Origin of the sequence: Blautia sp. HCP28S3_G10 (assembly GCF_052065235.1) — a bacterium.
Taxonomy (GTDB): domain Bacteria; phylum Bacillota; class Clostridia; order Lachnospirales; family Lachnospiraceae; genus Blautia_A.
On sequence record NZ_JBQHUL010000003.1, the window covers coordinates 104,680 to 119,959 of the forward strand.

The 15,280-nt window shown below is 42.3% G+C and carries 13 protein-coding genes; all 13 read left to right on the forward strand.

The window, feature by feature from the left end:
- Positions 1-60: 60 nt before the first annotated feature.
- The 13 genes from ACTNB8_RS02745 to ACTNB8_RS02805 all read left to right on the forward strand — a co-directional run bounded on the left by ACTNB8_RS02745 (position 61) and on the right by ACTNB8_RS02805 (position 15,280).
- Positions 61-1,563, forward strand: coding sequence for an ABC transporter substrate-binding protein (locus ACTNB8_RS02745; protein WP_441052073.1), 1,503 nt, complete (start codon positions 61-63; stop codon positions 1,561-1,563).
- Positions 1,564-1,670: 107 nt separating this feature from the next.
- Positions 1,671-2,546, forward strand: a complete 876-nt coding sequence (locus ACTNB8_RS02750; RefSeq protein WP_441052075.1) for a carbohydrate ABC transporter permease — start codon at positions 1,671-1,673, stop codon at positions 2,544-2,546.
- 15 nt (positions 2,547-2,561) lie between these two features.
- Positions 2,562-3,404: a carbohydrate ABC transporter permease gene (locus tag ACTNB8_RS02755; protein ID WP_441052077.1), complete on the forward strand. Its 843-nt coding sequence runs from the start codon at positions 2,562-2,564 to the stop codon at positions 3,402-3,404.
- 29 nt (positions 3,405-3,433) lie between these two features.
- Positions 3,434-5,551 carry an ADP-ribosylglycohydrolase family protein gene (locus tag ACTNB8_RS02760; RefSeq protein WP_441052079.1) on the forward strand — a complete coding sequence of 706 codons (2,118 nt, stop codon included), beginning with the start codon at positions 3,434-3,436 and terminating at the stop codon, positions 5,549-5,551.
- Positions 5,552-5,576: 25 nt separating this feature from the next.
- Positions 5,577-7,670: an ADP-ribosylglycohydrolase family protein gene (locus ACTNB8_RS02765; RefSeq protein WP_441052081.1), complete on the forward strand. Its 2,094-nt coding sequence runs from the start codon at positions 5,577-5,579 to the stop codon at positions 7,668-7,670.
- A 1-nt stretch (position 7,671) separates the two neighbouring features.
- Positions 7,672-8,559 carry a carbohydrate kinase family protein gene (locus ACTNB8_RS02770; RefSeq protein WP_441052083.1) on the forward strand — a complete coding sequence of 296 codons (888 nt, stop codon included), beginning with the start codon at positions 7,672-7,674 and terminating at the stop codon, positions 8,557-8,559.
- Entirely contained in the window at positions 8,549-9,460 is a 912-nt protein-coding gene (locus ACTNB8_RS02775) for a nucleoside phosphorylase (protein ID WP_441052085.1), read from the forward strand. The genes ACTNB8_RS02770 and ACTNB8_RS02775 overlap by 11 nt, the downstream gene beginning before the upstream one ends.
- Positions 9,461-9,492: 32 nt before the next feature.
- Positions 9,493-10,632: an SIS domain-containing protein gene (locus ACTNB8_RS02780; RefSeq protein ID WP_441052087.1), complete on the forward strand. Its 1,140-nt coding sequence runs from the start codon at positions 9,493-9,495 to the stop codon at positions 10,630-10,632.
- Between the two features lie 21 nt (positions 10,633-10,653).
- Positions 10,654-11,067, forward strand: coding sequence for a secondary thiamine-phosphate synthase enzyme YjbQ (locus ACTNB8_RS02785; protein ID WP_441052089.1), 414 nt, complete (start codon positions 10,654-10,656; stop codon positions 11,065-11,067).
- A gap of 18 nt (positions 11,068-11,085) precedes the next feature.
- Entirely contained in the window at positions 11,086-12,033 is a 948-nt protein-coding gene (locus ACTNB8_RS02790) for a nucleoside hydrolase (protein WP_441052091.1), read from the forward strand.
- Positions 12,034-12,046: 13 nt separating this feature from the next.
- Entirely contained in the window at positions 12,047-13,156 is a 1,110-nt protein-coding gene (locus ACTNB8_RS02795) for a nucleoside 2-deoxyribosyltransferase (RefSeq protein WP_441052093.1), read from the forward strand.
- Positions 13,157-13,365: 209 nt separating this feature from the next.
- Positions 13,366-14,067, forward strand: a complete 702-nt coding sequence (gene deoD / locus ACTNB8_RS02800) for a purine-nucleoside phosphorylase (RefSeq protein ID WP_441052095.1) — start codon at positions 13,366-13,368, stop codon at positions 14,065-14,067.
- A gap of 43 nt (positions 14,068-14,110) precedes the next feature.
- Positions 14,111-15,280: a phosphopentomutase gene (locus tag ACTNB8_RS02805; protein WP_441052097.1), complete on the forward strand. Its 1,170-nt coding sequence runs from the start codon at positions 14,111-14,113 to the stop codon at positions 15,278-15,280.

Sequence of the window (15,280 nt, forward strand, 5' to 3'; positions counted from 1 at the left end):
AAACAAACAAAACACTTATAAAGAATGTTAATCACAATTTTACCAAAAGGAAGAAACTAAATGAAAAGAAAAGCATTAGCAGCGATCATGGCAACTGCGGTTGTCGTAAGCTCACTGGCAGGTTGCGGGGTCTCAACAGGAAGTGATACCTCAAAGGAAGAAACAAAGGAAGAAACAAAAGAGGAAGCAGAAGACACTGCAGACGACGCTGAGGAAGCAGAAGACGCAGCAGATGATGCTGAGGAAGCAGAAGATACAGAAGAAGTTGCAAAGGCATCTGATGATTCCCTGAAAGACAGAGAAGAGATTAACCTCTGGTTCTGGGGCGCTGAACCTTACGCTCAGGAAGCTATGAAAAAATATCTGGTTGATGCATACAATGCTTCTCAGGATAAATATCAGCTGGTTGTTGAGTTCAGACCGTCTGTAGATTCTGATATGACAACAGCACTTGCAGCTAATCAGGGTTCTGATATCGTTTACGGATCCGGCCCTGCATTCGTAATGCCACTGGTTGAAGCTGGCAAACTTGAGCCAATGGACGAATATTCAGAAGAGTATGGATGGGCAGACAGGATCCTGCAGCCATATTATGAATCCGGAACAGTTGACGGCAAGCTTTACAGCCTGACAAACGGAATCAGTACAATGGGTGTTTTCTATAATAAGAAAGTGCTCGAAGACAATGGATGGGAAGTTCCGACAACTATCGAAGATATGGAAAAGATCATGGATGAAGCCATGGAAAAAGGCTTATATGGATCAGTTACAGGAAACAAAGGCTGGCAGCCTGTAAACGAAAACTATGCTTCACTTTTCCTGACACATGTTGCAACACCTGATACAGTTTATAAATGTCTGACCGGCGAAGAAAGCTGGAACAATGATGATGTTAAGGCAGCAATTGAAAAATCCAAAGAATGGTGGGATAAGGGATACCTTGCAGGTGATGATTACGTTAACCTGAACTTCAGTGAATCCTTACAGCTTCTTGCTGATGAAAAAGCTCCGTTCTTCATTGGACCATCTATCGCATTCCAGTGGGCAGCTTCTTACTTTACAGATGATAAGACAGAAAACATTGCATTTATTCCGTTCCCTGCAACAGAACAGGTTCCGGACGAAACTTATACACTTGGTGCAGCCTGCACTTTATCTATCAACGCTAATGTAAGTCAGGAACACAAAGATGAAGCAGCGAAGATCATTGATATCATGATGTCACCTGATTTTACAGAGGAAATGACAGCTGCATGGCCGGGATACTGGGGAACTCCGCTGAAAGACCTGTCTTCTGTTGATACATCTGATATGGGATACCTTTCCAAATCCTTCATGGACGTAGTTCAGAATGTATCTGCAGCAGTAGAAAAAGGAAACTTCGGTTTCTATGATAACGTATTCTTCCCGGCTGATACACAGCAGAGAATCGTTAATATTGATGAAGTATGGTTCGGTACTTCAAGTGTTGATGATTATGTAGATTCCATTGAGACTGCATTCAAAGATGAATTTGATAAAGGTCTTGTTCCTCCGATTCCGAAACCGGCAGGAATTGAATAAGTAATATTGATTTAAAGAAATGAAACACTAACAGAAAAAAGGCAGATGGTTTTGGGTTTACCCAGATGCCATCTGCCACTTTTGTAGATAAGGGAGGCTATTGCCCAATGAGTAAGAAGAAAAAATTTAACTGGAACTATCTTCTGATAGCTCCGGCACTGCTTATAAGTGTCTGTGTTATTCTGGTTCCTGGAATTATGACAGTAGTTTATTCTTTTACAGACTGGAATGGACTGTCACCAAATATTAACTTCATAGGCCTGCAAAATTATCAGGAACTGTTTCATGACAAAATCTTTTTTACAGCGATCAAGAATAACTTTATCTGGGCAATCATGTTCCTTACTATTCCTGTTTTTATTGGTATGCTGTCCGCAATGCTTCTTCTTTCGAGAAAGAAGACAAGAAGTATCTACCAGGTTGCATTCCTGATCCCATATGTACTTGCACCGTCAGTTAATGCAATGCTCTGGCTGAATATCATGTTCAGCCCTGTAGTTGGTGTAGTTGCATTCCTGAGAAATACATTCGGATTGGATATAAGTTCGCCTCTGGCAAGTATGAAAACTGCGATATATGCCTGTGCAGGCGTTGATATCTGGCATTACTGGAGTTATCTGACAGTTATTTATCTGGCAGCGCTGAGACAGGTTCCTACAGATCAGGTTGAAGCTGCAAGGGTAGAGGGCTGTAATGGCTGGCAGTTATTCAGATACGTTTATCTGCCAAATATCATGCCAACGGTCAAGCTTATGTTTATGATGATAACCATTGGTTCTTTCCTGTCCTTCGACTATGTCAAACTGCTTACAGGCGGCGGCCCGGCTCATGCAACAGAAGTTCTTGGTACCTATGCATATTCTTTCGCGTTTGGATCTATGAAAGTCGGAAAAGCAGCTGCAGTTGGAATGTTTATCAGTATTTTTGGCCTTATTGCATCTATCATATATGCACGTATGACCAGAAAAGAATCTATAGAATAGGAGGAGACACTGATTATGGGAGCTTCATCAAGAAAAAAGAAGATAGCAGTGAATACAGTCATTCATATAATTCTGATACTGCTGGCTGTTATCTGTCTGTTTCCTATATTTTTGGTACTAATCAACAGTTTTAAAGAGAATGCGGAGATCGTAAGAAATCCATTAAGCCTGCCGGATATCATTCATCTGGAAAACTATATCCAGGCATGGACGACAGGTAAATTTGCAAAAGGATTCCTGAACAGTGTGAAACTTACCGGCTGTACAGTTTTTATCGTACTTATCTGTTCAACTCTGGCGGGATATGTACTTTCAGGTAAAAGAATCAAAGGAAGTGGAGCAGTGCTGATGTATTTCATGGTAGCAATGACTGTACCGATCCAGCTGTTCCTTTTCCCACTGTACTATGCTTTTGCAAAAATGAATCTAATCGGAAATATTCCGGCAACAAGTGTAATTCTAGCTGCAACCTATATGCCATTGGCGATTTTCCTTATGAGGACATTTTTCCTGAATGTTCCGAAAGAACTGGAAGAGGCTGCGAGGATCGACGGTGCAAATACAAGACAGGTTATCTGGTCTGTAATGCGGCCGGTTGTTTCGCCCGGACTTGTTACAGTTGCTGTACTGATCGGCCTTCAGTCATGGAATGAATATCTGATCACATCTACTTTCCTTCAGGGAGAGAAAAACTTTACAGCAACACTTGGATTCCTTTCCATGAACGGAAGTTATGGTTCCAATATGTCAATATTAATGGCTTCAGCCATGATACTGATAGGACCTATTATCATCTTCTTCCTGCTGACACAGAAGCAGTTTGTTGATGGTATGGTAAGCGGAGCTGTCAAAGGTTAAGATTATTGAACGTAATTAAGGAGAAAAAAATGGGATTACAGAAATACAGAAATAATGTATATGCAGGTGTACTTGGAAAAATCCTCGGGGTTTATCTGGGACGTCCTGTAGAGGGGTGGACTTTTGAAAAAATCAGAGATACTTTCGGGACGGTATCTTATTACAAAAATCACAAAACCGAAGCACCACTGATCGTTCCGGATGACGATATTTCAGGAACTTTTGCTTTTTTCAGGGCACTGGAAGACTCTGGATATAAGGTTGACATTAAGGCAGAAGAGATCGGCAATGCATGGCTGAATTATATTGTAGAAAACGAGACAATACTCTGGTGGGGCGGACTTTGCAGAAGTACAGAACATACTGCTTACCTGAGACTGAAAAACGGAATCAAGGCACCGGAGAGCGGATCAATAAAATTAAACGGACAGAGCATGGCAGAACAGATCGGAGCTGAGATTTTTATTGATACCTGGGCACTGGTGAATCCTGGAAATCCTGACAGGGCTGCAAAGATGGCGAGAGAAGCTGCAAGTGTAAGTCATGACGGAGTTGCAGTAGATGCGGCTGTTTATCTGGCTGTCATGGAAGCAATGGCATTTGAGGAAAAAGATATCAACAGACTTCTGGACGAAGGCCTGAAATATATTGATAACGAGGACTTTAAGAAACTGATCGCCGAACTGAGAGAAAGATGTGCAAAAGCAGCAGACTGGTATGAAGTAAGACAGTGGATTGCAGAAGAACACGGTTATGATAAATATCCGGGAAACTGTCCGATGCTCACAAATCATCTTACGTTGCTTATGGCATTTATCATGGGTGGGGATGATTTCCAGAAATCCTGTATGATCGCATGCTCGGCAGGCTGGGATACAGACTGTAACAGCGGAAATGTCGGCTGCCTGAATGGAATAAGACTTGGCCTTGACGGTTTTAATAAGGGTGCTGATTTAAGAAAACCTGTAGCAGACAGACTTTATGTGGTGACAAGTGACGGTGGTTCCTGTATTTCTGACGCAGTGCTCGAAACGCGCAAGATTCTCAGGGCAGCCGCCGCATTAGAAGGTGAGAATATTGATCTGCCGGAAGAAAGATTTGCTTTCGAGTATCCGGGATCAGTACAGGGAATTATTCCTTATGATGGAGATGTGGAAGAGCAGGTTCTTACAAAAATCGAGAACTCTTATGAGACTACAGGGGAATATGGGTGCAAAATCTCCTATGAAGGTCTGGCAAGTGGTGTTCATGCTTCTGTAGCGGTGGATACATTTATTGATCTGAAACCGAAAGGAAAAGAAGGAACAAGCTATTTCGATGTTTTGTGCTGTCCGACACTTTACAGTGGACAGGATATTAAACTGGTTGTTGATGCACCGGCAGAAAAAAATCCTGAACTGGAATTATTCTTTGAATACTTTGATGAAAATGATGAACTGCAGAATTTATACTGCGGCAGAAATCAGCTGAAAAAAGGTCTGAACACAATTGAACTGAGAGTGCCGGATACAGAGGGACATCCAATCTTCAGACTTGGCCTCCGTCTTACAAGTGAAGAAAGACTTGACGGAAATATTATTATTAAAACTCTTGACTGGTCAAATGCACCGGTACTTTACAGAATGGGAAGATCCATGGAGATGACTCCTTCTCTGACACCGTGGACAACAACTACTTCCTGGCTGAAAACTTTTGTTTCATCAGCAGATCATTTCAATCCTGATTATACAGTTACTTTCTCCATCTGCCATGCTGTGAAGAACGGAGTTGTGACAACAGGAACAGCAGACTGGGCAGATTATTCTGTGAAGAGTATCATTACTTTTTCGCAGCAGGATGCAGCCGGTCTTGTTGCAAGGGCAAAAGGACACAGAAGATATTATGGTGCTGTGCTGACAGAAGGCTGTGCACTGATCTACCGTCAGGAAGATGAGAAGAGGATCGAGATTGCAAGAAAGCCTTATGATTATAAGATCGATCATACCTATGATCTTGAATTCCGTGTAAAAGGCGATGATCTTAAGATGCTCATCAATGGAGAAGTTGCGGCAGAAGGAAAAGATGCTTCCTATGACAGAGGTCAGACAGGATTTGTAGTTGACGCAGGAGCAATACTGGGAGATGGATTTGAGGTTCGCAGACTGTAGGATATGAACCCGGAGGGAATGACAGATGATAAAACAGTTTGAAGATAAAATTTATGCAGGTGTCCTGGGAAAAATCCTTGGAGTTTATCTGGGACGTCCTGTGGAAGGATGGAGTTATCAGAAGATCCAGGATACTTTTGATGAAGTAAAATATTATGTTCATGATAAAGCAGGGGTTCCGCTTATTGTAGCAGATGATGATATTTCCGGAACTTTTGGTTTTTTCAGGGCAATTGAAGATAATAACTATGACAGAAACCTTTCGGCAAAGGCATTCGGAGATACCTGGTTAAACTATATTATTGAAAACAGAACTATCCTCTGGTGGGGCGGACTTGGACGTTCTACAGAGCATACGGCTTTTCTGAATCTGAAAAACGGGATTGATGCACCGGACAGTGGTTCCATGAAAGTAAATGGAAAAACTCTTTCCGAACAGATCGGCGCACAGATCTTTATTGATGCGATCGCAATGGCATGCCCGGATGATCCGGATCTGGCAGTAGATCTGGTAAGAAAGGCAGCAAGTGTAAGTCATGATGGAATTGCTGTTCAGGCAGCCTGCCATCTGGCAGCACTGGAGGCAATGGCGTTTACAGAAAAAAATATAGATGTACTTCTTGACAGAGCGGCGAAATATGTAACAGATCCACTTCTTACAGAAATCATTGCTGATGTAAGAGATATATGCAGTAAAGAAAAAGACTGGAGGAAGGTCAGAGCATATCTTGATCCGAAATATGGCTATGGTGTATGGCCGGGATGCTGTCATATGGTTCCAAACCATGCAATGGTTATCGCATCTATCCTGCTTGGTGGAGATGATTTTCAGAAATCTATCAGCATTGCTGCTTCCGCAGCCTGGGATACAGACTGCAACGCCGGCAATGTAGGTGCTTTTAATGGAATCCGTCTTGGAATCGATGGGATCAATGCCGGAGCAGATTTCCGTACACCTGTGGCTGACCTTATGTATGTGGTAACTGCAGACGGCGGTTCTGTTGTTACAGATGCCGTACTTGAGACAAAAAGGATCGTAAATGCAGCAGCACATCTGGCAGGTGAAGAAGTCGAAATATCAGATGAAAGATATACTTTTGAATATCCGGGATCAATACAGGGATTTTCTCCATGTGAATTCGATCATGGCTGCGTCAGCAGGGTTACTGTACATAATAAAAATGAAAGCAGTCAGGAAAATGCACTGGCGATCAGCTGTGACTGTGTTGCCGATGGTGTGACAGCAAATGTGGCCACCCAGACATTCATTGATTTTTCCAAGGTTGCACTGAATTTCTCCACAGTAGCATCACCTACACTTTATTCTTCGCAGATCGTGAAGACAAAGGCGAGTGTGGAAGGGGACAAAGAAGTATTCCTTACACCATACATTCTTTATTATGACCTTGATAATCAAAGCCAGGTTATTTATGGAGAACCGTGGAAGCTTACTCAGGAAGTCCGGGAATTTGACTGGAAAGTACCGGATACAGAAGGTATGGCAATCTACAAGCTGGGTTATCAGATTTCTTCTGTAAAGAGATTCAGCGGAAATGTGTTTATCCACAGTATTGACTGGAAGGGTGCGCCGACGGATTTCGCACAGAGAGGAATGCTGATGACCTCTATCTGGAATACCAATCCGCTGTGGCTGGCAAGTTTTGCAAGTTCAGCAGCACAGTTTGCAGCTGATTTTAACCAGACATACTGTGTATCCCATCAGGAAGATGACGGTCTGGTAACAATCGGAACAAGGGACTGGAAAGATTATAAGGTAGAGTCAACTGTATATTATAACCTTCACAAAGCAGGCGGACTTGTTATCAGAAGTGCAGGACATAAGAGATACTACGGTGCTGTACTTACCGGTTATAATAAGGCTCAGATTTTTGTTCAGAAAGATAGAGAGCGCAGAATTCTTGCAGAAAAAGAGTATAAATACGAAGAAGATAAGCCGTACAGACTGGAGTTTGCTGCACAGGGCGATCAGTTAAGTTTCCTGGTAAACGGTGAAAATATTTTAACCACTAATGATGATACTTACTCATGTGGTGGGGCAGGTTTTACCATTTCCAGAGGAACCATGACCTGTGACAGCTTTATCGTACAGGGAGAATGAGATGAAATATATAATTGCTTCAACAGCAGTAACAGATGAGATTCATTTTGCTGACGGAAAAAGAGTGGAAAAAGTGGCCGGAGGTGCCGGAATCTATGCACTGTGCGGCGTGAAACTCTGGTGCGATGATGTAATGCTTGCCACAGGAGTAGGCGCGGATTTTCAGGGAATTTATGGTAAATGGTATGAAAAAAACCATATATCAATGGAGGGACTGATCATTAAAGATGAAAAAACACCTCACACAGTGATCAATTATTTTGAAGACGGTGAGCGTGAGGAGATCCCGCTTTATGGTGCAGACCACTACAAAAAGATTGAGACAGTACCGGAAGATCTGAAACCATACTTTGAAAGCGCAAAAGGAATTTATATTTTTAAAAACAGTAACGCCGAATACTGGAAAAAAATCATCGAATATAAGAAGAATTCCAGTACAAAGGTCATGTGGGAGATTGGAAGTGACGCAACCTGTCCGGAAAATTATCAGAATGTAAAAGATATTGCAAAGCACATGGATGTTTTTTCCATTAATCTTACAGAATCCAGAAACATGATGGGAAAAGATGATCTGGAAGAAATCATAAAAGAATATCAGAGTTTTGATATTCCGCTGGTTTTCCTGAGAAGAGGGGCGGCCGGAGCAGTGATGATAACATCTGAGGAAGTAACTTATGTACCTTCTCAGAAGAATGTAAATGTTGTTGATCCAACAGGTGGCGGAAACAGCTCTTCAGGAGCAGTTCTCTATGGTTTCTGCGAGGGATTTTCGCCGGAAAAATGCGGGATCATGGGAAGTATCTCCGCAGCAATGTGCCTTGGACAGTACGGGGTACCGGAAAAAATAACAGAAGAGATGAGACAGGAGGCGCTGAGCCGTGTTAAGTGACAAAATAAGACAGAAAGAATCTATAAAAGAGATTCATGAAAGATACAGCTATTACAACAATGTTCCGGAAAGAGGTCTTGTGATAAATAAAAGACCGGCGATGACGCAGATCGACCACGAAAAAGTCGGAGATTATGTACTTCTGACTGTCCGTGATCCACTGTGTGCATATGATGAAGACCCTGCAAAGAAGATAGCAGGACGTCTGGAAAATGCTGAACTGATCGGAAATTCAGGAATGTTTACCAGTTACAGTGGAACATATAAGGGGGCGAAGATCACTGTGGTAAGCGGTGGAAGCGGCTCTCCTGAAATGGAACTGATCCTTTATGATTTCATGGAATATACAGATGCGAGCACTTTTCTGAGAGTTGGTGGTTCCGGTGGTATAGGTGATGATGTTCGTCCGGGAGATGTTGTTATCGCAAGCGGTGTTGCAAGAGAAGAAGGAATGACGAAAGCCTATGTTCCGGCAGCTTATCCTGCAGCAAGCCATTATGAAGTTGTTGCGGCTATGGTACAGGCAGCGGAGACTCTGAAAGCACCGTATCATGTAGGAGTAACTTTATCTGTGGACAGCGACTTTGTTGGTGGTGGAAGACCAGGTGTAGGCGGTTACATGCAGCCATGGAATATTGAAATTGCAGGGATTTATAACCGTGCCGGAATCCTGAATGGCGACAGAGAATCAGCGGCTATTGTCACACTGTCAGCACTGTTCGGAAGACGTGGAGGTTCCATCTGTTCTGTTGCAGATAATCTTTGTACAGGAGAGAAATTTGAGGCAGGCGGCGGCCATAATTATGCGATTGATATTGCACTTGAAGGCTGCGCTGTACTGAACAAAATGGATCAGAAAAAACGTGAACTGGGAAAAAACAACTGGTTTCCGGAAATATAAAGTTAAGAAACAGAGAGATGAGGAAAACAATAATGAGTAAATATGATAATGCAATGAGCCGTCAGGTTGAAAGTCTTCCGGATCTTATTGAACAGCAGTATGAAGATCTGGAACCAAAAACACGAACAGTGCTTTCTTTCCAGGAGATTTTTAATATTCAGAGAATCGTTCTTACAGGCTGTGGAGATTCCTATGCAGCAGCAATGGCTACAAAACATGCATTTGAAATGCTGACTTCTATTCCGACAGAAGTTGTACCTGCCATTGAGCTGAGTCGTTTTTACTGCGAAAAACATATGGGTATTGACTGTCGTAATCCACTTGTGATCTCAGTAAGCAATTCCGGAACAGGTGCAAGAGTTTCCGAAGCAGTACAGAGAGCAAGAAAATATGGCTGCTATGTACTTGGTGTGACAGGGAATCTGGATTCTCCGCTTGCAGAATATTCAGACAAAGTGCTGGAGCTGGATATTCCGGGATTTGAAAGTGCACCTGGAACAAGGAGTTATCTTGTAAGTGTTATGTCTCTTCTGCTTCTGGCAATCCGATGGGCTGAGGTATGCGGAAAACTGACCCAGGATCAGGCAATGGATTACCGCATGGACATCAGAAATCAGGGAAAACTTCTGAGAGAACTTCTTCCGGAGATGGAAACAAAATGTGAGAAGCTTGCAGAAGAATGGAAAGATTTCCCGTGCTACGATTTTATCGGAGCAGGTTTTGATTATGCTACAGCATGGTTTGGACAGGCCAAAATTCTTGAAGCAACCGGAAAATTTGCAATGCATATCAACTCTGAAGAATGGTTCCATCTGAACTTCTTTGCGAGAGATGCAAAACATATGGGAACAGTCGTAGTTGCCAATACTACAAATCCGGCTATGAGCAGAAATCGTGAACTGCTGAAATATGCGAATGAACTTCACAGACCGCTTGCCGTTATCACAGACGGAGATGCTGCTGACTTCAATAATGAACCTGCAGAATACATCAAAGTTCCGGCACCGAAATATCCGATCTCGATGCCACTGACGCATTTTGTGCCTGTATGCCTGCTGGCAAGTTATATTTCTGTACTGATCGGCGAGAAATATGGAAGAGGATGCGAAGGTGACTGGTCATTCTGTGATGGCGGCTATTGCGTAAAAAACAGTGAGATCATTGTGAAATAGGGAAAAGGAGAGCATTGCAAAATGGCAGTTTTAAAAAATATAAAAATCTCAACAACTTATAATGAAGTACATGACATCACAGCAGATGTAAAAAAAGTAGTAGAAGAAAGCGGAATCCAGGAAGGAATCTGCATTGTCCACAATATGCATTCTACTGCCGGGCTTGCAGTTTTTTCTCCGTGGGATCCGGACGGATTTGTTGACCTTGATGAAGAGATCAGAAGACTGGTGCCTACCAGAATTGATTTCAAACATCAGCATGATACACCACAGGATGCAGCAGGTCATATCAAGTGTGCTTTACTGGGAGTAACAGAGACATTTATCGTACATAATGGAAAATTACTCCTGGGTGGTTCCCAGGGAATCTATTTCCTTGAATTTGACGGACCGAGAAACCGTGAATTTTATGTAAAAGTAGTTGAAGACAAATAAAAGAGGGAGGATATTTATATGAAGAAAATAATTCTTGACTGTGATCCGGGTATGGATGATTCCATGGCGATCATTATGGCTGCAAAATCTCCGGCAGTTGATCTGCTTGCTGTAACAGCAGTAAACGGAAACTATCCGGTAGATGTAACAAGTACAAATGCAAGAAAGATCATGGAACTTCTTGACATCACAGATATTCCGGTAGCAAGAGGAATGGAAAAACCGATCGTAAGAGAATCACCGAAAGATCCTTTTACACATGGAGTTGACGGACAGGCAGAAAACTTCCTTCCGGATCCGAAGCTTCCGTTAAGTGAGAAACATGCAGTAGATCTGATCATTGATCTTGTAAAAGAGAACCCGGGTGAGATTACTCTGGTTGCAACAGGCCCTATGAGTAATGTTGCCATGGCTATCACAAAAGCTCCGGAAATCAAACCGATGATCAAAGAAATTGTTGCTATTTCAGGTGCATTTGGATTAAATAAGTACGCATTTTTAAATGCGACAGGTGATACTCCGCAGAGTGAATGGAATGTTTATGTAGATCCTGAGGCTGCAAAAATTGTTTATGAGTCAGGTATTCCGCTTGTTGCACTTGGACTTGATGTAGCTACATATTTTGATGTCAATTTCACAGATGATGATATAAAACTTCTGGATGAAAGCGACAAAAAAGAAGCAAAATTCCTTCGTCAGGCGATTCGTTATAATGGAAACAGAGGATTTGATGCATACTGTACAGTAATTGACTGTATGGCAGTTGCGTATGCAATTGATCCGACACTGGTAGAGACAATGAAAGTCAGAGTTGGTGTAGAAACAAAAGACGGACTTACCCTTGGAATGACTGTCGTTGACAGAAGACATCATTTCGTATGGGAACAACTTCCGCTGATCGAGATTGGCTGCAATGCAGATTATGGACGATTCCTGAAATTACTTCTGGGATTGGTTCTGGAATAGGAGAGAAATACAGATGTACAGATATCAGCATGGTTTATTCAAAAAAGAAGCAATTTATATAGCAGGTCCGGAATGCTTTTATACTTATGGATATGATGCGCTTGCGGCAATGAAGGCACGTGCACATGCACTGGGATTCGGTGTTACACTGCCGAATGACCATCCTCTTGATATGGAAAATCCTGACAAACAGAAAAGAGCAGACAGTATTTTCGCAGATCTTGACAAGGTAATGAAAGAAACAACTGTCATTATTGCAGACCTGGAAGCATATCGTGGAGCAGAGCCGGACAGTGGATCTGTATATGAACTGGGAATGGCATATGCAAAAGGGGCAAGATGTTACGGATATACAAGGGATAAGAGAAGTCTTGCAACAAAGAATCAGCAGTCGTATCTGAAAGACGGAAAAGTATATGACGAACGTGGAAATATGATGCCGTATGCGGAGCTGCCTTTTTCACCTACGATCATTGGTTCAACCAAGATCGTAGAAGGTGATTTTGATGACTGTCTGAAAATGCTCATGACAGATATTGAGGAAGAATATAAATTCAAAGCAGGACGTGCTGTTCTGACGGATCATTCCCGCCATGTGACAGAAAAAGATAAAAAGAGACCACTGATCTATTTGTCCGGTTTTGAAAGATATGATGCAGATGGAGTGGAAGTTTTTGAAAAAATGAAAGAAATCTGTGCAGAATATGGATATGAAGCAATCTCCCCACTGGATCATGCACCGGGAGTTATGGACACAGACTCTGATAATCCATATATGAAAGCCATGAATTTATTTGACAGATTCCAGCAGCATGTAAGAAATTGTGATATTATTATAGCAAACCTGAATGACTATCGTGGATATGAGATCAATAATGATGTTGCTTTTGAATGTGGTATGGGATTTGAACTTGGCAAGAAGCTTTACGGTTACATGGATAACACAGATAAGCTGACCAACCGCATTCCTAGTCTGGGTGCAGACAGAGAGTATCGTGACCAGACAGGAAGTAACGTGGAAGATTTTGATTATCCTGCAAACCTTATGTTTGGAAGTTCAATGAAGATTTTTGAAGGCAAATTTGAAAGTATCATCAAGAAAGTCATTGAGGACGTGCAATAAAAGTCCTGGACGGCAGCCATGAATGAACTATGCTTGCATAGGTGAATTCATGGATATCGGACAGGTTAAACCTCATGAGTAAGTATGGCGATAGCCAGGATTACGAATGAGGTGGGCAGTTGTGGGAGTGCTATCAGCACGAAGCAACTGACCTTTTATTCATAGTAATGTCGCTGACAGGCGACATGTCCTAAAAGGAGGAAAATTTTATGAGTACACCACATAATAATGCCAGTGCAGGAGAGATTGCCGAAAAAGTACTTCTTCCGGGAGATCCCATGCGGGCAAAGTTTATCGCAGAAAACTTTCTTGAAAATGCCGTATGTTACAATGAAGTACGTGGTATGTATGGATTTACAGGCATTTATCGCGGCGAAAAAGTATCTGTTCAGGGTACAGGAATGGGAATGCCCTCCATGCATATTTATGCCAGTGAACTGATGCAGGTATATGGTGCGAAGAAACTGATCCGTGTTGGAACCTGCGGAAGCTTCAGAGAAGGAATCAATCTGAAAGATGTGATCATTGCAATGGCATCTACAACAGATTCCGGTATGAATAAAGACCGTTTCGGAAATATTTCCTTTGCACCGACAGCAAGCTTCAGACTTCTGAAAGCAGCATATGATAAAGCAGAAGAACTGAAGGTAAAAGCTGTGGTAAGTAATATTTTTACAAGTGATAAATTCTATGATGACCGTGGAAAAGAAAAAAATGCTCTTCTTGCATCTTATGGTGTGGCAGCAGTTGACATGGAAACCTGCGAACTTTATACACTGGCAGCAAAACATGGAGTGGATGCACTGACAATGCTTACAGTCAGTGATAATCTTCTGACAGGAGAGAAATGTACTGCTGAAGAAAGACAGACAACATTTAATGACATGATACGTGTGGCACTGGAGATTTAAACTGGTGCATATAAATGATTTTGGGCAGCTGGAGGAGGATATTATGAAGCGGCGTGTTTTTTTGGTCGTGCTGGACAGCTTTGGCATCGGATATGAACCGGATGCTGCTGATTTTGGGGATGTTGGCAGTAATACACTGTCATCTGTCATAAAGTCTGAGTTTTATCATACACCAAATATGAAGAAGCTTGGTTTCTTTAATCTTGACGGTGTTGAAGTTGGGGAAAAAGAGGAGAATGTGGCAGGAGCTTATGGAAGGATGCGTGAGAAATCCAGAGGAAAAGATACAACAGTGGGACATTGGGAAATTGCCGGCCTTGTGTCGGAAAAACCTCTTCCAACTTATCCGGACGGATTTCCGAAAGAAATTCTGGATGAATTCAGTGCGCAGACAGGGCGTAAGGTTCTGTGCAACAAACCATATTCTGGTACAGAGGTTATCAAAGATTATGGAAAAGAGCAGGTAGAGACAGGAGCACTGATCGTCTATACTTCAGCAGACAGTGTGTTCCAGATCGCAGCTCATGAAGATGTGGTACCTCTGGAAGAATTATATGACTGCTGCAGGATCGCAAGAAAAATCCTGGTGGGGGAACATGGAGTCGGAAGGGTTATTGCAAGACCTTTTACAGGTGAATATCCAAATTATGTGAGAACAGCAAACCGTCATGACTTTTCACTTGTACCACCGGCAGATACTATGCTTGACGTACTGGAGCGAAATGGATTTGATACCATCAGCATAGGTAAGATATATGATATTTTTGCAGGTAAGGGAATTCAGAAGAGCACTCCGACAAAAGGCAATACAGACGGTATCGGACGCTGGTTTGAACAGCAGAAAGAAGAGTTCGACGGAATCTGTTTCCTGAATCTTGTTGATTTTGATATGCTGTATGGTCACAGAAATGATGTGGACGGATACGCAAAAGCAGCTACTGAATTTGATGAAGCATTAGGGAAATTTATGGTACAGATGAGAGATGAAGATATTCTGATCATCACGGCAGACCATGGCTGCGACCCTGGATTCAGGGGTACAGACCATACGCGTGAATATACACCTATGCTGATGTATGGCAAAGAGGTCAGGGCCGGTGTCAATCTTGGAACAAGACCATGCTTCGGAGACATAGGACAGACAATCCTGGATATTTTCGGAATCAATGAGAAGCTGCAGGGTGAAAGTTTCTGGGCTGAAGTAAGAAAATAG